Source organism: Marinobacter sp. AL4B, assembly GCF_019916045.1.
In the GTDB taxonomy this organism is placed as follows: domain Bacteria; phylum Pseudomonadota; class Gammaproteobacteria; order Pseudomonadales; family Oleiphilaceae; genus Marinobacter.
Window position 1 is genome coordinate 51,286 of record NZ_JAILWZ010000010.1, and the last position, 18,834, is coordinate 70,119.

Sequence of the window (18,834 nt, forward strand, 5' to 3'; positions counted from 1 at the left end):
AATAATGAAAACAATCACTTCTGTTAAAAGACTCGCCCTTGCCGTGGGTTTGTTAACGAGCTCGGGCTTCCTGTCAGCGGCCGATTTGGCGGCGGGCGATGTCATTAATGCGGCTAACCTTGACCAACGCCTGGATGAAACCTTCCATGGCGATGCTATCAGCACCCTTTTGACTGATCGTCAGAAGAAATTGGTGCTGGAGGAAGGTTTGGTCATCACGTTAAAGGACCCTGAAGACATTCCGATGGGTGAAGATTACCTAGCTGCCACTGAGCAGTACTCAGGGACCGTAACGTTTAATCCAGACACTCGAATGATGGAAGGTTGGAAAGCAGGTATACCGTTTCCAGATATAGATCTGGAAACACCCAATGCAGCTGAAAAGCTCATATGGAATCACCATGTTGCTCAACCGTCAAAGAACTACCAAGAATATCCCGACTTTACTTACCTTTTTGTTGATGACGACCGCGGCCTTGAACGAACCCAGCAGTGGGTACTGAAGCGGCTCTACCTCAAAGGGCGGCTTGGGGAAGAAACGACAGAAGTTGGTGATGAGAATATTCTATTCAAACAGCTTCTATACGCAACATACCCTGCAGATATCCGCGGTCTTGGTCTGTTCACAATTCGTTACGACAGCCCGAAACTGGACGACAGCTGGGCGTATATCAAGTCTGTTCGGCGCACCCGTCGGCTCTCAGGTGGGACTTGGATGGACCCGATAGGAGGTACTGACCAACTCAACGATGACATTGAAATTTTTAATGCTCATCCGACCTGGTATCCGGAGTACAAGTTGTTGGGTAAGAAAAAAGTTCTGGTCATCGCTAATCGCAAGGACAAAGGTTGGGTGCGAGAAGAAAGCGGAAATGGTCAGTACCCTGCGGTCGATCTGGATAATGCGCCTTATTGGAATCCTGTTGGAGAGTGGGAGCCAAGAGAAGTATGGGTCATCGAGGCGACAGCTCCGCCAGAGCATCCCTATAGCAAGAAAGTTTTATACATGGACACGCAATTCCCTCGTTTTTACATGGCGGATGTGTATGACCGCAAGGGAGAGTTTTGGAAGTGGATGTTCTATCAATTAGGGCCATATCCAACCTACGATAACGATACCGCAATTCTTTCCCATGCGGGATTCACCATAGATTACCAGAGGCGGCACGCAACGATCTTCCTGGTTTCACCGGAAACATCTTTTAACACGCCGGTAAAACCCAACGAAATTTCATTGAGGCAGCTTGAACAGGCCGCAGCTCGCTGAGTCTGCATTAACTCTAATAAAAAGAGCTAGGAGAAAAGTATGAGTTTTAGACTCGGGGCGGATGTGGGCGGGACCTTCACGGACCTGCTTCTCATTAATGACGATACGGGTGCCACCTATACTGCGAAGGTACCCTCTACCCCCGCGGATTCGTCCGTGGGGGTCCTGAACGGCATTGAAAAGATCTGCCGGACGTCTGGCATTGACCCGAAGCAGATTCGCTCGGTTATGCACGGAACCACGGTGGCAACCAATGCTATTCTTACGCAAAAGGGCGCAAAAGTCGGGCTTGTCACGACCCGCGGCTACAGACAGGTTTTGCACATTGCGCGCTCGTTTGTACCAGGTGGTCTGGGCGGATGGGTAACGTTTGAAAAGCAGCCACTGCTTGCGCCTCTGGAGCACACGGTAGAAGCCATTGAGCGGCTGGGCGCGGGAGGAGAAGTTGTAACGCCACTTGACGAGGCAGATATCCGCAAGCAGCTCGAATTTTTGCGGGATGCAGGTATCGAAGCGTTAACCGTCTCGCTCATAAATGCCTATGTCAGCGGGGTTCACGAAGAGCGAATTGGCGAGATCGCGGCTGAGGTCATGCCGGGAATACCCGTCTCACTGTCGTCTCGCGTTGTACCTGAAATGCAAGAGTATGAACGCACGGAAACGACTGTAGTGAACAGCTTTGTTCGCCCGGAAGTATCCGACTACCTGAGCCATCTTGAAACCGAGATTCGTGCGCGGTTAGCCGATGATGTTGAGCTTTCAATATTGCGTTCGGATGGTGGCCTGGCGACGTGTGAGTCGGCGTCCTACACGCCGGTGAACCTGTTGCTTTCCGGCCCTGCTGGCGGTGTTGCCGGCGCAATCTGGTTTTGCTCTCGCGGTGGTTTTGACAAGGTTCTGACGTTTGACGTGGGGGGTACATCCACCGACGTGGCTCTGATAGAGCACAGCAGTGCTCGCTTGCGCCGAGAAACTCGCGTGGGTGACGTCGCCGTTCGTGCGCCTTCGGTGGATGTTCGCACCGTTGGTGCCGGGGGTGGCTCCATTGCTTTCGTACCGGAACTGACCCGCGCCTTGCGTGTCGGCCCGGACAGTGCCGGGGCCGTGCCTGGACCCGCTGCTTATAACAAGGGCGGTGAAACGGCGACTGTAACAGATGCCAACGTAGTGCTGGGTTACTTGCCTGCAAACCAGAAGCTTGGTGGCGAAATGGCGATTCGTACAGACCTTGCTGAAGCAGCCGTTCAGAAAGTTGCGGATGCCATGGGCGTCTCGCTGAAAGAGGCCGCAGAAGGCATCGTTCGCATTGCCAACGAGCATATATTCGGTGCTCTGCGCCTTATTTCCGTTGAACAGGGTTACGATCCGCGCGAGTTTGCGCTTTGTGGATTCGGTGGTGCAGGTCCTCTTCATGCTAATGCGCTAGGCATTCTCATGGGCGCGTGGCCAGTTATTGTTCCGCCGTCGCCAGGCGTGCTCTGTGCATACGGTGACGCGACAACCAGGGTTAAGGATGAGGCGTCGCGTTCACTGGTGAGAAATTTCTCCGCGCTTTCCGGTGAAGAAGTTGTGAACATTCTCGAGGGATTGACCAAGCAAGTCAGCGACTCGCTGGAAAAACAGGATATACCATCCAGTGAACAGACTGTCGTTTGGCAGGCTGATGTTCGCTATCAGGGACAAGCGTTGTTGCTTACCCAAGACGTCGCACCCGACGAATTGCGCAAGGATGGCCTAGGTCTTTTGCAGAGGGCTTTTGATGCTGAACACGAAAAACTGTTCAGTTTCTCTCTTGAGGAGGAACGGGAGCTTGTAAATCTGCGAGCTATCGCTCGTGGCCCAAGACCGAACATTACCGAACGTGAGTGGGCGGCCAAGGCGGAGTCTCTTGCAGACGCAATTACAGGCGAGAGTCTGATCTATTTTCAAGGTTCAGACTATCAGGCCATACTTTACGACCGCGATAAGCTCTTCCCTGGGCATATTGTGTCTGGCCCCGCCATTGTTACGGAAATGGACTCCACCACCGTTATCTTCCCTGACCACCAAGCAACCGTGGACAAAGTTGGCAACCTGCTGATTGAACCCGTTGGCTATAAGGGTAAGGAGTAATCGTATGCCTGCGAATATTATTCAACCAAATACCAGTCCGCTCAAGCAGATTGATGTGGACACCGTTACGCTCGATATTATCGAGAATGCCATGGCCAACGCCCGTAACGAAATGGATGCTGTACTGATAAGAACAGCCATGTCCCCTGGTATCCGGGAGCAGGGTGATGCTTTTCCTATGATCGCCAACCACGAAGGGAAAATGGTCGTGGGTCAGTTTGGTTCTTTCATTACAGGGTTCATGCAGTCCTACAATGGGGATATTGAGGAAGGCGATGTCTTTCTGACCAACGATCCTTACATGTGCGATGGCGCAGTGAGCCACCTACCAGACTGGCTGGTGCTAGTGCCTGTATTCAAAAGCGGTAGGCTGATCAACTGGGCCGCGATGTTTGGTCATATGTCTGATGTTGGCGGTAAGGTTCCTGGGAGTCTTCCCACCGATGCGCAGACGATTTTTGAAGAAGGCATCCGGATTCCGCCATTGAAGATCTACAAAAAGGGCGTGCTGAACCACGACGTTCTGGAGCTAATTCTGCACAACGTTCGGGTGCCGAGCTGGAACCGTTCCGATTTCAATGCCATCGTTGCATCTTGCCGCACGGCCGGGCGTCGCTGTGTAGAGCTGGCAGACCGTTTTGGTGATGACATCTTTGCCAGCGCTCTGGGTATGATGCTGCAGCGTAACTATGTAGCGATGCGTGAAATCATTCGCAATGTCGTGCCAGAAGAAAAGCGCTCGTTTGAAGATTACATTTGTGATGACGGCGCAGGTCTTGGCCCTTACACCATTCGCTGTACCATGTGGCGAGAGGGTGATAAAGCAATTTTCGATTTCGAGGGGACTGACCCGCAGGCGCCGTCATCCGTGAACTACTTCCTCAACGAGGAAATGTTCAAGATGTTCTTCGGTGCGTTCACTATCAATCTGTTCGACCCTTCGATTCTGTTCAACGACGGATTCTACGACTTGGTGGATGTGCGCATTCCGCAGGGCTCTATTCTGAAGCCTAATTTCCCGGCGGCGCTTTCTTGTCGTACGCACCTGCTTGGCCGCATCTTTGATGTGATGGGCGGCTTGTTGGGGCAGGGTACGCCCGATGCCATGAATGCGGCCGGCTTCTCGGATTCGCCGCACTTTATGTATTCGGGGTACGACTCGAAAGGCGAGTGGTTCCAGTTGTTCCAGATTGGCTTCGGCGGGATTCCCGGCCGTCCGATTGGCGATGGCCCCGACGGCCACAGTCTCTGGCCTAACTTCACCAACGTTCCTAACGAGTTTGTAGAAGCCTACTTCCCACTTCGCATCGAGACTTACGAAACGATTACTGATTCCGGTGGCGCGGGCAAGCACCGTGGCGGCAACGGTATTCGGATGGCTTATCGCCTTTTGGCTGACGGCGAGATCTCCATCCACGATGATCGCTGGTTGACTTATCCCTGGGGTGTTATTGGTGGTGACCCAGGCATGCGTAGTCGTAAGGAGTTGATAGCGGCCAGCGGCGAGAGGCGGGTTCTGCCGTCCAAATGCGATCATATCAAAGTAGAAGCCGGAGACCTGGTGATCTTTGATACCTGGGGGGGGGGCGGTTGGGGCAACCCGCTGGAGCGTGATCCTGCGGCGGTTACAACGGATGTTCGCAAGGGCTTGGTCAGTGTTGAAGGCGCACGTCGTTATGGTGTTGTGCTGGACAAGTCAGGCGAGGTTGATGCGGGCGCTACTGCTGCGTTGCGGGTTGAAATGGCGCACTCGCGCAACAGTGACGACCTGTTCTCAAGAGGCGGCACTATTGATGAGATTAAAGACAGATGCGAAGTGGAAACCGGGTTGCCGGCACCTGCCACACCGGTCTGGAAAACCTCTGAGGTGCACTGATGCAACTTGAATCGAACGTATTGAGGCGCGGTAACCGCTATGCTTTGATTCTGGTGGACTTGTGCGCCGGGTTTATAGACCCAGCGCTCAGCCCGCTAGCTTCTGAGGCAGGTAGTGTGGTGGAAGCCAACCAACGGTTGTTGGCCCATTTTCGAGAGCGAGGCTGGCCCGTCTTCTTCACCACCGTAGCCTATTCTGATGACGCTCAGGCGACGGTATTCCGGGAAAAACTCCCCGCACTGAATGTGCTGCAGGTTGGTTCCGGGCTAGAAGAAATCGATGCCAGATTGACGCCCCGCGAGGACGAACCCGTATTGGTCAAACACTGGGCCAGCGGCTTTTTTGCGACAGACCTGCATCAGAAACTGCAGGAAGCTGGCGTGGATGGCACAGTCGTGACTGGTCTAACAACTAGCGGTTGCGTTCGCGCAACCGCACTGGACAGCCTGCAATACAACTACCGCACGCTGGTTCCGCGTGAGGCTGTTGGTGATCGTGATGCAAAGGCGCATGAGGCTAATTTGCGAGACTTGGGAATCAAATATGTTGATGTACTTTCCCTCGAAGAAACTGTTCGGTTCCTGGGTTAGCAGAGCTGTGTCTCTGGCTGCGTTGGTGAGCCTTTTCGGATGCGCAACGCAAACAGGAATGAGGGTAAACGGCGAAAATCGGAGCTCGTTTATTGAGGTGCTTTCCGGCACTCCGGAGGCATGCGGGCTATACAGACGTGGTTATGTACGTGGCTTTCGCGAAAACGTGAAAGCGCTGGCAGCCGAGGATACAGAAGCCCAGAAACGGGCGCAAAAATGGTTGTCGGATAACCGCCGGGAGATTGAGGGAAAGGGGCTGATTGAAGCCGACTGTTCGAGGCCTTTCTGCATTATCGAGCCTCTGCAAAATGGTCAACTGGACACGTGGTGCGGTTACCGGTTGGAGGCGGACGAAGGAAGCGATCTCTATCAATGGCTTGACTGGGAGACTGTTCAGGCTGCATTGCAGCGTTCAAAACAAGGGCAGCAACATGGCACCAAAAACGCTTTATGACAAGCTTTGGGAAAAGCATCAAGTAGAGGAATTGCCGGATGGCACCGCATTACTTTATGTGGACAGGCATCTGCTCCATGAAGTTACGTCCCCGCAGGCATTTTCAGGTTTACGCACAATGGGTCGTAAACCATGGCGTATAAGTCCTAACGTGGCGGTTCCCGATCACGCAGTGCCGACCAGGCGCAGGGAACTAGGTGTGGCAGGAATCGCCGATCGAGTAGCGCGAGTGCAGGTTGAAACGCTGACGGAGAATTGTCATGAATTCGACATCCCTCTTATTGAGCTTGAGGACGTGCGGCAGGGTATCGTTCATGTCGTTGGCCCAGAGCAAGGTTTGACTATGCCTGGCATGACGATCGTATGTGGTGATTCTCATACTGCAACGCACGGAGCATTCGCCACGCTGGCCATGGGAATTGGTACTAGCGAGGTTGAACATGTGCTCGCCACCCAAACGTTGCGCACCCAACGGCAGAAAAATATGCGTGTGGTGTTTGACGGAAGCATGGGGTTTGGGGTGACGCCTAAAGACTTGATTCTGGCCTTGATCGGTCGCATCGGAACTGCGGGTGGAACCGGCTATACGATCGAATACGCGGGAGAAACTATCCGAAATATGTCCATGGAAGGGCGCATGACCATCTGTAATATGAGTATCGAAGCGGGAGCACGAGCCGGACTTGTTGCATACGATCAAACTACTGAGAGCTATGTCAAAGTTCGACCTCACGCGCCCTCTGGCACCACTTTTGAGAACGCGTGCAATTACTGGCGCACACTTGTTTCTGATGAGGGGGCCTACTTTGATCGGGAGGAGCACTTCTCGGTTGAAGAACTTGTTCCGCAGGTGACCTGGGGTACATCACCGGAAATGGTCACATCAATCAGCGGAACTACGCCTGATCTGTCTGAAATGGATTCAGCGTCAAGGGCGGCAGCGGAGCGTGCGCTCAACTACATGGGGCTGCGCCCCGGACAGCCACTGGCTGGGGTGCCTATCGATAAAGTGTTTATCGGCTCCTGTACTAATGCCCGTATGGAGGATCTTCGTGCTGTGGCCGACCTTGTGAACGGACGGAAGATTCACAGCTCTATTCGGCAGGCACTGATTGTGCCCGGTTCAGGTCTAATTCGAATCCAGGCGGAGCGTGAAGGGCTGGATACGATATTCCGAGATGCCGGGTTCGAATGGCGTGCAGCGGGTTGTTCAATGTGCCTTGGTATGAATGATGATCGCCTTGAGGCCGGCGAAAGGTGTGCATCTACATCAAACCGCAATTTTGAAAGCAGGCAAGGTAAAGGTGGAAGAACTCATTTAATGAGTCCCTTAATGGCTGCTGCTGCGGGTCTAACTGGTCAATTGACTGATGTGAGAGATATTTAGCTTTGTATTAAATGTCAAAAGATTAAAAGTGTGTGCATAAAATTAAATTTGAGGTGTCAGGCAAAATACAAATGATATATGAAGTGAGTTAACAAAAAGAATCTTTGCTAAGGGGATCAATATGAACACTGTAGCCACAAATCAGCAAAAAAAGCACTCAATGCTTGCAGCGCTGAGTCATGATGATAATGCGCGTCAGAACTTTGTCAGAAACCTTAAGTTGTATCTGGCTCAAAATATTTCGCCACGAAATCGCGATGTGTACGAATCTCGAGTGAAGCCTCGCTTGGGCTCTGATCCCGGTCTTCAAGACGTCGAGAAAGAAATGTACCGTGAAGACTACTTCAGGTTCTGGAGCAGTATGCAGAGAACTTCCCAAGAACTCATGTGGAGTTCTGTGCAGGTGCCAGTCGAGCGGCAGGCTGCTGAGCTGTCCGAGAAATTCAAAAAAATAGCATCGGATGAACCGATTGGAAGTCTAAGCCTTAATTCTGATCTGAAAATCCCTAAGTACCATACGGCGGTTGATATCCACTGTATGCCGGGAGGTTATCATAGCGACTTTATGCCGGATGATGTGTCTGCAGGTGCGATCTATGACCTAGGTGTTTATATCTATTCTATGGGTAGAATGGGCCCGCTTAATGATGATATTGGTGCCTCTACTGCTAAATGGCTAAAAGAAAATCATCCTGGCTTCAAGCCAAAGAAAATTCTGGATATGGGTTGTAGCGTAGGCCACTCAACACTAGCATGGGCTGAATACTATCCTGAAGCCGAAATCCACGCTATTGATGTCGGCGCTCCCGTCTTGAGGTACGCGCATGCCCGGGCTGAAGCGCTTGGCGTCAAGATTCATTATCATCAGATGAATGCAGAAAATCTTGATTTTGATAATGAAGAGTTTGATGTGATTACAGGAAGTATCCTGATGCATGAGACTTCAACCAGTGCCTCGAAACATATATTTAAAGAATGTAATCGTGTTTTGAAAAAAGACGGGGTTGTACTTATGGGTGAGACGCCTCCATATAAAGACCTCGATACTTATGATGCGTTCATGCTTGATTGGGATACGAGAAATAATAATGAGCCGTTTTGGCGTGCAAGCCACAAAATAGAGCCATCAGTGGCGCTTTCAGATGCCGGGTTTGCTTCTGAAAAGGTACTTGAAATATTGGCTCCGAGTGCTTTCGAGGCAAACCTAAAAGAGCGATATACTCATGTGTTTCAGGGGGGGGATTTTGGTGGTGCTGGACAATGGTATGTATATGGAGCGTGGAAATGAATAACAATACAGAAATCAAATTACCTCGAAAAGCAAAAGGACAGAGACCTGTTTTTTTTGATGATCCGGCAGTAGATAAGCTCATTTCTATGATATTTGGTTTAACAAATGAAATGTCTGTTTTATACGAAAGGCAAGATACTCTGGAACGATTGCTAAAAGAAAAGAATGTTGTAACTTCGGATGAAATTGAAAGTTATGTTCCGGGTGACTCTGTTAGGAAAGAAAGAGATGCTCGCATTGAGATTATGCTAAGCAGTGTTCTTCAGGTTCTTGAGGGGGATGTTGTGAAGCCGCGCGATAAAGAAAATAACATAAGTTATGACGAGGCGATTGCATTATCTGAAAGCTGATTTTTATTTTGGCATTTGTGCCCGCAGAAATGCGGGCACTATTTCCCATACTTCATGATGTTTGGATACTAAAAATGCCAATTTCCGGTGGAGAATGAGCCGGTCATCCAGGCCCTGAGTTCTGGTGTGATAATCGTGAAATCGAGAGACCTTTAACATGGAACCATTCAGAACATATTCAGGAGTGATTATCCCACTCGACCGCTCGAACGTAGATACGGACGCTATTTTACCGAAGCAGTATTTGAAAGTTCTTGAAAAAACAGGCTTCGGTGATTTTCTGTTTGACGATGAACGATATCTTGACCCTGGGGATGTGGATATTCCGGTTTCCGAGCGGCGACCTGACCCTGAGCACATCCTGAATCGAGCACCCTATGATCACGGATCTATTCTGTTGACTCGCGCCAATTTCGGGTGCGGCTCATCCCGCGAGCATGCAGTTTGGGCTCTGATGGATTTTGGCATTCGGACAGTACTTGCGACCAGTTACAGTGATATCTTCTACAACAATTGCTTTAACAACGGGTTGCTGCCGGTGATTCTGGATGAAGGCGTCATCGACGAACTTTTCGCTATGGTTCGGACTGTGGGCACCCTTGAACTATCTGTTGATTTGGAGAACTGCAAGATCAGTGCTGGGGCGAATGTTTGGGAGTTTTCGATTGAGCCAGGACGGCGGGAAAACTTGTTGAGTGGTTTGGATGAAATTGGCCGCACGCTAACATTCTCCCGATCTGTCAAGGCATACGAAACCAAGCGTAAAGTCTTGGAACCTTGGTTATTTGAATAGTGCAAATTGCCCGCGCGCGAGAGTATCTCGATGAAATTCTATAATTCTGAGACCAGTCGGGTGAGGGTATGCCTGATCGGAAACTCTAAACTCAGCAAGCTGGTCCATTCCCTGACACCAGAGTTTGAGTCGATAGCAGAAATCATCATCATTGACAGTATTTTCAATGATGCACTGATCTCGGCACGGCAACTGGTGGAGCACGACGCCGTTGATGTTTTTGTCAGTGCCGGCGCCAACGCGTTTTACCTAAAAGATACGCTTCCGATACCGGTAGTGGCGCTAGAGGTTCTGCAGTCAGATCTCGTCAATTCCGTTCTCAAGGCACGGCAGGTTAGCAGAAAAATGCTGTTACTAACGCACGAGCATCAAGCTGCCTGGACGGAGTTTTTGGATTACGTGGAAGGGGTAGAGATAGTCCACCGTACTTATCAAACGGCGGATGAAGCGAAAGACATATTCAACGGGATCGACAAAGGCAGATTCGGCGTTGTGATCGGAACGAGCTTTGTTTGCGATCTCGCAGAACAATGGGGCATCCCCTATGTTCTTGTATATTCTCGCGAAGCCTGCCGGCAAATGGTACGCAAGGCTATTGCTGTTGCAGGAGAGTGCAAACGCGAGGCAGAACAGTGTGCATTTGGTAAGTTTCTCCTAGAGCAAGCGCCAACGGCCGCCATCATCACCAACCGTGACGAACAGGTTGTCGGTTTCAACCATCAGGCCGAGCAGCTGTTCAGCGGCCTTATGCGCAATAAACGGATCGACCGGTTTCTGGATGGGCGTTTTTTGCAGGCTGCGGATACAGTAGCTGAAGCTATTTTACTTGGCGAGCGATTATGTAGAGTTGATAAGACAGCTTTCGATGTTGATGGGGGCAGGGTGGGCCACCTCTACGCAATCAAGGCGGCGCCTCAGGAGAATGCAGGCACAGACTCATCGGTCAGACGTCTGGTATTTCAGTCGCTGCCCATGGCGGAGGCAACGCACTTTTTACAAGTGTACGGAGCGACTCCCGGAGCTGTCCTGTTAAGGGGGGAAACAGGAACGGGGAAGGAGCTGGCTGCGCGAGTTGTCCATGAGTCCAGCGCAAACCGTGACGGTCCTTTTGTCGCCATTAACTGCGCTGCAATTCCGGTAGAGCTGTTTGAGTCCGAGTTGTTTGGCTACGCGGATGGCGCGTTCACCAGCTCTCGTAGTGGTGGTAAGTCAGGCCTCCTTGAGTCGGCGAATAATGGCACCTTCTTTATGGACGAAGTTAATTCTTTACCGGCACCTCACCAGGCGAAGTTGTTGAGAGTGCTCCAAGAGAGACAAGTTCGCCCAGTCGGTTCGCGTCGGTCGATTACTCTGAACATCAAGTTTGTCGCTGCCTGTAACCACGATCTTCTTGAAGAGGTTCGAGCTGGTCGCTTCCGCGAAGACCTTTACTACCGGCTCAATGTGTTTATTGTAAACTTACCGCCGCTGAGAGATAGGCCTGAAGATATTGAGACGCTAGCCCGGCACTTTCTCTTGATGCACAGTCAGCAATATCAGATTGAAGCCGATGTTGAAGCTTTAATTGCGGTGCTGATTCCGCATTTTCTCGGCTACCATTGGCCCGGGAACGTTCGCCAGCTTGAAAATCTGCTTGAACGGTTATTGGTATCCTCAAAGCTTTACGACTCTATCAACCAGTTCTCGGCAAATCTGCCGAACTTGATACCTGAACTTTTCGAGGTGTCAGGGAAATCCCTACCCGATACGTTTGGAGGCGGCCATCTGCAGTTGCTGGAGCAGGAGGAAATCCTAAAGGTGTTGGAACAGTTTGGAGGAAACAAAACACGCACTGCCGAATATCTCGGCATCAGCCAGACGACATTGTGGCGTCGGTTAAAACAGCTCAAGCCTGAATCCGGTCAGGGTTAAGGGAAGAAACTCAACAGGAGTTGGACATGACAATTGGAACAGAACCGATTCGGGTAGAACCTGATGTATTTAGTTCTTTTGCGATCGGTCAGGGGCACTGTGTTGGAGACTTGGTTTTCCTTTCCGGTCAGGCAAGCCTCGATGATGCGGGAGAGATTGTCGGGGCGGGTGATATCAATGCTCAGATCGAACAGGCTATGTCCAACATCCGGCGAACACTGGAGTCGGCGGGCTCAGGCATTGAACGCATTTTTAAGATAACCGTCTATCTCACTGATATGGCAGATTTTGAGCACATCATCACCATGCGCCATCGCTACTTTTCTGAACCTTGGCCAGCCGACACCACAGTCGGTGTGCAATCACTAGCGCTGCCGGAACTGATGGTCGAGCTAGATGTCATTGCCACCCGTTAGAACCTCTACGGTAAATTTATAAAACTTCTGACCGCAAGGGCTGGTATATCAATAGAATCTTTTGAGCAAGCCTTTTGGAGTCTTACAGAAGCGCTGGCTGCCGGTGAGCTGGATCGTTTTTACGAATTCATGCTGCCAAATGCCATTGTAATCCCCCCAGAAAATAATCTAGGTTTTGAGTAGAGACTTTTACAATGATCGCAAAAGGAACGACAGATAAAGAAGTCTCGATTCACCGACAGCCAAATCATGGCAATCCTCAAACAGCACGAAGCCGGAGTTCCGGTTGCTGAGCTGGCCCGGGAACACAATGTCAGTTCGGCGGCATGGACGCATCGATGATGAAGCGTCTTAAAGAGCTGGAAGCTGAGAATGCCCGCCTCAAGAAAATGTATGCCGAAGAGCGGCTTAAAGCCGAGCTGCGCCAGGAAGCGCTGGAGGGAAAGTTGTAAGGCCATCTCTGCGCCGGGAGATGGCCAGAAAGGGCGTGGCCAAGCATGGAATGAGCATTCGGTTGGCGTGCGTGGTGTACGGCATCAGCGAGACCTGCTATCGCTACCAAGCAAAGCTTTGTGGCGAGAATGCTCAGGTGGCGGATTGGCTGTTACGGCTCACGCACAAGCGCTGGGGCTTTGGCCTGTGTTTCCTGTATCTGGGCAACGTGAAAGGCTACCCTTGGAACCATACGCGCGTGTATCGCATTTACCGGGAGCTGGAGCTGAACCTTCGCATCAAGCCCCGGCTAAGGACCCAGCGAGATTATCCGGGCCAGCTGGATGTTCCGACTATGCCACATCTTGTCTGGCCGATGGACTTCATGAGTGATCAGCTGGCCAGTGGCAAGACGTTCCGGACGTTCAATGTGATCGATGATTACAATCGTGAGGGCCTGGGCATCGAGGTAGATCTGTCATTACCTGCTCAACGAGTAATCCGTGCTTTGGACCAGATCATTGAATGGCGCGGCAAACCAGCGGTTATTCGTTGTGACAACGGACTGGAATACATCTCACAGTCACTGGTTGACTGAGCCAACAGGAATTGAATTACGCTAATCTACATCCAGCCCGGCAAGCCCACTCAGAACGCCTATATCGAACGCTTCAACCGGACGGCACGGCATGAATGGCTGGATCTGCACCAGTTCGAAAGTGTTCCCCATGCCCGGCTATTAGCTACGCAATGGCTGTGGCAATACAATAACGAACGACCCAATACGGCAATCGGAGGCATACCTCCAACCAAGCTGCGACAAGCAGCTTAACCCTTCACTCAACAGGGTGGTTAAAAATGGGGGGGTACACACCCATGAGAACATGAAGCTTGGACTTTGAAGGAACCTGGCGTTCGCACTCTCCTTGATAGCGATTTCTGTGTAGGCCTTCATATTATCGTAGTTTTTTTCTAATTGACGAGTTGATTATGTGAGGGAGGAGTTTTCATTGAAAGGGATTTCCTGTGGTTTTCAGGGTGAAAAATTCGGCTTATCATCGCGATTACTTTTCAGGGATGTCGGGCGATATATCCAATTTACTCGCTTGCGTTCTCAGGTGTCAGGTTGGGTGGTCACTGGGGGATGGAAAATAAAGAAAATATTGATTAGTTTATTTTTGAAGGTAGCTCAAAAGAAACATTTAAAAGTATTCAGATTATGTATTTGATTTAGAAGGGTCATGAAGGAAAGGCTGTAGTTGAGGCTAATTGAGTATTATAATTAGCCTCATGCCTTCTGTTAACCCTTTAAAAGGGGTTTTACTTCTTCCCCAAATCTTTTAATCGATGAAACAAAGTCCGGCATGCTAAATAAGATTCCATCCAATCCAGCCGTTTCCGAAATCTCATCAATTTTTCGTGCTATCGTTTTCGGGCTACCATGAATAACTGGCATTCCCATAAAAGCAAGGTTACCTTCTTCAAAGTCCTTACCTAATCCTTGCCGCATTCTTTCGGAAGTGCCTCCAGCACTTGTATCCATGGAGGCGCTGGCAAGAATATTATTGATTGCACCACGATCTGCCCCGTCAACGATAGAGTTGCAGATATCAATCGCCTCATCGTCTGAATTCGCAATAATAAGCTGAAAAAGCGCAAATATGCCAACCTGTCTATTGTTCTTTTCAGCAGCACGACGCATTGATTCGCAAGTCTTTGCCAATAGATTTTTCTCGGCCATAATAAAGCTATGATCGCCATTTCGTGCGGTGAAGTCGATCCCTGCTGGAGATTGCCCCGCACAAACGATAGGAATCTGACGAGATGGTTTTGGCCAACAAGCACAATCCTCAAAATGGAAAAAATCACTAGAATAACTAACGTATTCTTCGTTCCAAAAACTTTTCACCAACCCCAGATATTCTTCAGCGAATTCGTATCGTTTATGATAGTACTCATCTCCCTTCCATAAGCCCATCTGTGTATATTCTGGCTTATTCCAACCTGTGACGATATTAAGTCCACAGCGCCCATTACTAATTTGATCAATTGTAGCAACCATTCTTGCAGTGATTGCAGGGTTGTGTGCAAGTAAGGTAACGGTAGGGAATAGGCCTATTTTATCTGTTTTTGCAGCTAAACCTGCCATTAATGTAAATGTTTCAAGGCATGAGTCCCAGTATCCAGTATCTCCACCAAACCCCTTGTATTTCATCATAGATAAAACAAAATCCAGGCCTTGCTTCTCTGCTTCTAATGTAATCTCTAGGTTATGCTGGAAAGTAGGCTGATAAACAGGGCTGTCCTTCGAAGGAATGTATCCGTTACTACCATTAGGTAAAAAAATTCCGAACTTCATAGAAATCTCCTAGATGCCATATTTTATTGTTGAGCTTGGCTCTCCAAGTTCACTCCTTACAGATTTTAGAGCCTTTGAATAAGCTACTAATGTCCTTGTGCAGTGATTTATCCTCTCTCTTAATTTGTTCTCTTTAATGGTTTTAGTTGACAGGAGCTCCTTTACGTTTTTAAAAATCAAATTTTCAGGAATAAAGTTCATTCTAAAGTTCTTGGCGGCAAAAGCCCTTAATTCAACCAAAGGATAGTGCCCACCTTCTCCAGAAGAAACTCCACAAAGAAGAACGGGTTTGTGGTAGAATTGAGCACTGCCCACGAAGTAGAACCAGTTTTTCAATATAGGCGGCATCATCCCGTTCCAGTCTGGGACCACAAAGATAAAAGCGTCGATCTCTTCCTCTACCCCATTTGAATATTGTTCGGAACAGGCAGAAAAGTCCCAAAAAGGAAGACCTAGATCAACTAAATTAAGAATTCCAATTTCGAAGTTATTATCTATATTATTTTCGATATATTCTTTGAGAAGTTTAGATAGCTCGAAGCTACTACTTGGTTTGTTCTGACTACTTGAGACGATTTTAATTTTCATTAGCAGATCTCGTATAGTTGACGTCATTTACTTTTTCGATATTTAGAGCCTGTTAAAAATTAAGATTATAAAAGCAAGCGGCATGCCAGAGTTGTTTTTTTAATAATTTCAATCACTTGAAAAAAACTTGAGGCGTTATTAAGAAAGCGTTGATGCAAATTGAATGCTGACGTTTCAGTATTGAAATGCACAGTGGTAATTCCCCCATTTATAATCGGGGGATATATGGAATCGTTTAGGAAGCCAGAGCTACCTTTGTGTCTGTGTTATGCCTCCCAATGCCGTATTCGCTGGCTCATGGTGATAAGTCCAGAGCCATCGAGTTGAAAAGCCTTGAACCTCTTCGATCGATTCGAACTGATAGTGGCTTAACCGGTCATAACGCTCAATGCATGCATTCTGCTTTGGATTACCGGGCTGGATACACAATAGTTCACTGCCTGTCTGCTTAGCCCAATTAATCAGTTTTCCGCTCATGTACTCGGGCGCGTAGTACCTGCGGAAGAAGCCTGGTGTGTGCCGCGCCGTGCGATCAGTCGACTCAAAGAGCCTATCATCCGCTCTACGGTTAACGAGAAGTCGGTATCAATCACCAGACTCTCCCGATTGTAGTCATCGATCACATTGAACCGCCGATACGTTCTGCCATGTGAGTATTGGTCGTGCATGAAATCCATCAATCAGCAGTCGTTTAGCGTCTGTGGGACAGCTAGCGATTCCGGCTTCTCACGAATCAACTGTTTCTTCGGTTTTATACGCAGGTTCCGTTCCAGCTCCTGGTATATCCGGTAGGTGTGCTTATGGTTCTAGCCAAAAGCCCTTAACGTTGCGCAGATACAGGTAGCACAGACTGAAATTCCAGTTGCGTTGATTGTGGGGCTGGCGCAATTGCGATTTAAGGCGCTCTTCGGCGTACATCTTTTTGAGGCGGGGGCTTATGTATTGAAGAACGACTATGGCCCGCAGGAGAGTCCGGCGGGCCATAGTAATCTCAGTTAGTCTTACTGCAACTGATCCCGAATCAGTTTCTTGTTGATCTTGCCAACACTGGTTTTCGGAATGTCTTCCACGAAATCAATCTGGCTGGGAATTGCCCACTTGTTGATTTCGCCGCTTTCTACAAATTCCTGCAGGTGCTGTTGAATGTCGTCCAAACCAACGTTTTCGCCGGGTTTTAGCGTCACCAGAGCGTAAGGCCGCTCGCCCCATTTTTCGTCTGGTACACCTACAACGGCGGCACCGGCCACAGCCGGGTGCTGGCTGATCAGGTTTTCCAGATCCAGAGAAGACAACCACTCGCCGCCTGTTTTGATCACATCTTTGATGCGGTCTTTGATGGTAAGTGTGTTATTTGGCTCCATCGATGCCACATCGCCGGTGTGTAGCCAACCGCCTTGCCAGAGATCTTCGCCTTTCTGGGGCTCTTTGAAGTAGCTCTGGGTCAGCCAGGGTGCTCGGGCCACCACTTCACCTTTGGCTTCGCCGTCATGGGCAACCGGCTGACCATTCGGGTCCACAATTTCCAGCTCCACCATGGGTACCGCAATGCCGGTTTTCACACGGATGTGGGTCTGCTCTTGCAGTGGTAATTCCAGATCTTCCGGTTTGAGGTAGGTGGCACTTAAAAGCGGGCAGGTTTCGGACATACCGTAGCCGGTGTACATCTTGATACCAAGTTTGGACGCGGCATCACACAAGCCTTTGGTTAGTGCGCTGCCGCCGATCAGTACGTTCCAGTTGCTGAGGTCCGCGGTCTTGATCGATTCCGTCGCCATCATCATTTGCATAACGGTGGGGACGCAGTGAGAGGTTGTGACTTTATGGGTTTTAATCAGATCAACAAGCAATTCGGGCTCGTACCGGCCCGGATACACCTGTTTGATGCCCAGCAGTGTGGCGGCATAGGGCACGCCCCACGCGTGTACGTGGAACATCGGCGTTACCGGCATGTAAACGGAAGACGAACGCAGGAATGGCATCTCATCGTAAGCCGACAGAGTGCCGGTCATCGCGAGCGTGTGCAGAACCAACTGCCTATGGCTGAAGAAAACCCCTTTGGGGTTGCCGGTTGTACCGGTGGTGTAGAACGTCGTGGCGACGCTGTTTTCGTCAAAGTCCGGGAAGTCGAATCGGGTTTCCGCTTTGTCCAGTAACGCTTCGTATTCGCCGAGCGTGTTGATCGAGGTGTCGGCGGCTGAATCGTTGTCGGTGAGCTGAATCCAGGTTTTGACCGTCTGAACGTCGTCTTTCACGCTTTCAATGATCGGCATGAAGTCGTCGTGAACCAGCACCAAATCGTCTTCAGCATGGTTCATGGTATAGACGATCTGTTCCGGTGACAGCCGCACGTTTACGGTGTGCAGGATGGCGCCGATCATCGGAATGGCGAAGAAACACTCCAGGTAACGGGGCGTATCCCAATCCATCACCGCAACGGTATCTCCGGCTTTCACACCGGCATCCGTCAGCGCATTTGCCAAGCGGTGTACACGCTCCACCAGATCGCTGTAGGTGTACTTGCTACGATTGGCGTAGACGATCTCCTGGTCCGGATTGTATCGGGGCCCGGACATGAGGAGTCGCTTAATCAGCAGCGGGTACTGGTAGGCATTATCTGCTGGCTGAAGAATTTTTGTTTTGGCCATCTTTGAACACCTCGTGTCTCTTGCTTTAGGTTATTGCTCCCAAGGATTGCCTCGGGTGCCTTTCATGGATTTTACGCCCATATGCATGGCGGCTTTCGCGAGCATGTTGGCGCTCACGGGTGCCGTCATGAATAGGAATACGGTGATCAATATTTCTGAAATACCAAATCCGTGGCTACTGAAGTAAATCACGGAGCTGAGCATGATTGCGCCGACGCCCACTGTGGTCGCTTTAGTCGGGCCGTGCAAGCGGGTGAAAAAATCCGGCAGTCGAGCCAGCCCAATAGCACCGACCAAGGTGAATGCGCCGCCTAAAATGAGCAGAGCCGAAACAATGTATTCAGTAACTAGACTCATGGAATG

Annotated in this window: 16 protein-coding genes and 1 pseudogene; 12 read left to right on the plus strand and 5 right to left on the minus strand. The window is 50.0% G+C overall.

The annotated features are described in order from the left end of the window. Nucleotides 1–4 precede the first annotated feature (4 nt). From K5L82_RS02320 to K5L82_RS02375, 12 genes and pseudogenes are all read left to right on the plus strand, one after another. Nucleotides 5–1,267, plus strand: a complete 1,263-nt coding sequence (locus tag K5L82_RS02320; protein ID WP_223133017.1) for a DUF1329 domain-containing protein — start codon at nucleotides 5–7, stop codon at nucleotides 1,265–1,267. A gap of 39 nt (nucleotides 1,268–1,306) precedes the next feature. After that, nucleotides 1,307–3,379 carry a hydantoinase/oxoprolinase family protein gene (locus K5L82_RS02325; protein WP_223133018.1) on the plus strand — a complete coding sequence of 691 codons (2,073 nt, stop codon included), beginning with the start codon at nucleotides 1,307–1,309 and terminating at the stop codon, nucleotides 3,377–3,379. A gap of 4 nt (nucleotides 3,380–3,383) precedes the next feature. Next, nucleotides 3,384–5,255 carry a hydantoinase B/oxoprolinase family protein gene (locus K5L82_RS02330; protein WP_223133019.1) on the plus strand — a complete coding sequence of 624 codons (1,872 nt, stop codon included), beginning with the start codon at nucleotides 3,384–3,386 and terminating at the stop codon, nucleotides 5,253–5,255. Then, nucleotides 5,255–5,845, plus strand: coding sequence for an isochorismatase family protein (locus tag K5L82_RS02335; protein WP_223133020.1), 591 nt, complete (start codon nucleotides 5,255–5,257; stop codon nucleotides 5,843–5,845). Before K5L82_RS02330 ends, K5L82_RS02335 begins: the two co-directional genes overlap by 1 nt. A gap of 58 nt (nucleotides 5,846–5,903) precedes the next feature. Beyond that, the gene (locus K5L82_RS02340) at nucleotides 5,904–6,299 is read left to right on the plus strand and encodes an isopropylmalate isomerase (RefSeq protein ID WP_223133021.1); all 396 of its coding nucleotides are present in this window, start codon (nucleotides 5,904–5,906) and stop codon (nucleotides 6,297–6,299) included. Then, nucleotides 6,277–7,686, plus strand: coding sequence for a 3-isopropylmalate dehydratase large subunit (leuC, locus tag K5L82_RS02345; protein ID WP_223133022.1), 1,410 nt, complete (start codon nucleotides 6,277–6,279; stop codon nucleotides 7,684–7,686). Before K5L82_RS02340 ends, leuC begins: the two co-directional genes overlap by 23 nt. A 121-nt stretch (nucleotides 7,687–7,807) precedes the next feature. Continuing rightward, nucleotides 7,808–8,974, plus strand: coding sequence for a class I SAM-dependent methyltransferase (locus K5L82_RS02350; RefSeq protein WP_223133023.1), 1,167 nt, complete (start codon nucleotides 7,808–7,810; stop codon nucleotides 8,972–8,974). Then, nucleotides 8,971–9,327 carry a hypothetical protein gene (locus K5L82_RS02355; protein ID WP_223133024.1) on the plus strand — a complete coding sequence of 119 codons (357 nt, stop codon included), beginning with the start codon at nucleotides 8,971–8,973 and terminating at the stop codon, nucleotides 9,325–9,327. The genes K5L82_RS02350 and K5L82_RS02355 overlap by 4 nt, the downstream gene beginning before the upstream one ends. Before the next feature lie 157 nt (nucleotides 9,328–9,484). Then, a complete protein-coding gene (gene leuD / locus K5L82_RS02360) occupies nucleotides 9,485–10,120 on the plus strand; it encodes a 3-isopropylmalate dehydratase small subunit (protein ID WP_223133025.1) in 636 nt (211 codons plus the stop codon). A gap of 30 nt (nucleotides 10,121–10,150) precedes the next feature. Continuing rightward, a complete protein-coding gene (locus K5L82_RS02365; RefSeq protein ID WP_223133026.1) occupies nucleotides 10,151–12,031 on the plus strand; it encodes a sigma 54-interacting transcriptional regulator in 1,881 nt (626 codons plus the stop codon). Between the two features lie 26 nt (nucleotides 12,032–12,057). Continuing rightward, nucleotides 12,058–12,447 (plus strand): RidA family protein, encoded by a 390-nt coding sequence (locus tag K5L82_RS02370; protein WP_223133027.1) that lies wholly within the window; start codon nucleotides 12,058–12,060, stop codon nucleotides 12,445–12,447. Between the two features lie 216 nt (nucleotides 12,448–12,663). After that, nucleotides 12,664–13,711 (plus strand): annotated as a pseudogene (locus K5L82_RS02375) (IS3 family transposase). Between the two features lie 468 nt (nucleotides 13,712–14,179). On the opposite strand, the gene K5L82_RS02380 reads toward K5L82_RS02375, so the two are convergent. The 5 genes from K5L82_RS02380 to K5L82_RS02400 all read right to left on the minus strand — a co-directional run bounded on the left by K5L82_RS02380 (nucleotide 14,180) and on the right by K5L82_RS02400 (nucleotide 18,828). After that, on the minus strand, nucleotides 14,180–15,238 hold the full coding sequence (locus K5L82_RS02380) for an LLM class flavin-dependent oxidoreductase (RefSeq protein ID WP_223133028.1): 1,059 nt from the start codon (nucleotides 15,236–15,238) through the stop codon (nucleotides 14,180–14,182). A 9-nt stretch (nucleotides 15,239–15,247) separates the two neighbouring features. After that, the gene (locus K5L82_RS02385; protein WP_223133029.1) at nucleotides 15,248–15,826 is read right to left on the minus strand and encodes an NADPH-dependent FMN reductase; all 579 of its coding nucleotides are present in this window, start codon (nucleotides 15,824–15,826) and stop codon (nucleotides 15,248–15,250) included. A gap of 473 nt (nucleotides 15,827–16,299) precedes the next feature. Continuing rightward, the gene (locus K5L82_RS16770) at nucleotides 16,300–16,449 is read right to left on the minus strand and encodes a hypothetical protein (protein WP_223133030.1); all 150 of its coding nucleotides are present in this window, start codon (nucleotides 16,447–16,449) and stop codon (nucleotides 16,300–16,302) included. 378 nt (nucleotides 16,450–16,827) lie between these two features. Continuing rightward, entirely contained in the window at nucleotides 16,828–18,471 is a 1,644-nt protein-coding gene (locus K5L82_RS02395) for a fatty acid--CoA ligase (RefSeq protein ID WP_223133031.1), read from the minus strand. 30 nt (nucleotides 18,472–18,501) lie between these two features. Then, nucleotides 18,502–18,828 carry a Na+/H+ antiporter subunit G gene (locus K5L82_RS02400; RefSeq protein WP_133004790.1) on the minus strand — a complete coding sequence of 109 codons (327 nt, stop codon included), beginning with the start codon at nucleotides 18,826–18,828 and terminating at the stop codon, nucleotides 18,502–18,504. Nucleotides 18,829–18,834 lie beyond the last annotated feature (6 nt).

Coding starts and splice junctions, on each gene's coding strand:
- leuC (WP_223133022.1), top strand. CDS start 6,277: ATGGCACCAAAAACGCTTTATGACAAGCTTTGGGAAAAGCATCAAGTA.
- K5L82_RS02385 (WP_223133029.1), bottom strand. CDS start 15,826: ATGAAAATTAAAATCGTCTCAAGTAGTCAGAACAAACCAAGTAGTAGC.
- K5L82_RS02370 (WP_223133027.1), top strand. CDS start 12,058: ATGACAATTGGAACAGAACCGATTCGGGTAGAACCTGATGTATTTAGT.
- K5L82_RS02325 (WP_223133018.1), top strand. CDS start 1,307: ATGAGTTTTAGACTCGGGGCGGATGTGGGCGGGACCTTCACGGACCTG.
- K5L82_RS02320 (WP_223133017.1), top strand. CDS start 5: ATGAAAACAATCACTTCTGTTAAAAGACTCGCCCTTGCCGTGGGTTTG.
- K5L82_RS02355 (WP_223133024.1), top strand. CDS start 8,971: ATGAATAACAATACAGAAATCAAATTACCTCGAAAAGCAAAAGGACAG.
- leuD (WP_223133025.1), top strand. CDS start 9,485: ATGGAACCATTCAGAACATATTCAGGAGTGATTATCCCACTCGACCGC.
- K5L82_RS02400 (WP_133004790.1), bottom strand. CDS start 18,828: ATGAGTCTAGTTACTGAATACATTGTTTCGGCTCTGCTCATTTTAGGC.
- K5L82_RS02365 (WP_223133026.1), top strand. CDS start 10,151: ATGAAATTCTATAATTCTGAGACCAGTCGGGTGAGGGTATGCCTGATC.
- K5L82_RS02395 (WP_223133031.1), bottom strand. CDS start 18,471: ATGGCCAAAACAAAAATTCTTCAGCCAGCAGATAATGCCTACCAGTAC.
- K5L82_RS02330 (WP_223133019.1), top strand. CDS start 3,384: ATGCCTGCGAATATTATTCAACCAAATACCAGTCCGCTCAAGCAGATT.
- K5L82_RS02335 (WP_223133020.1), top strand. CDS start 5,255: ATGCAACTTGAATCGAACGTATTGAGGCGCGGTAACCGCTATGCTTTG.
- K5L82_RS02350 (WP_223133023.1), top strand. CDS start 7,808: ATGAACACTGTAGCCACAAATCAGCAAAAAAAGCACTCAATGCTTGCA.
- K5L82_RS02340 (WP_223133021.1), top strand. CDS start 5,904: ATGAGGGTAAACGGCGAAAATCGGAGCTCGTTTATTGAGGTGCTTTCC.
- K5L82_RS02380 (WP_223133028.1), bottom strand. CDS start 15,238: ATGAAGTTCGGAATTTTTTTACCTAATGGTAGTAACGGATACATTCCT.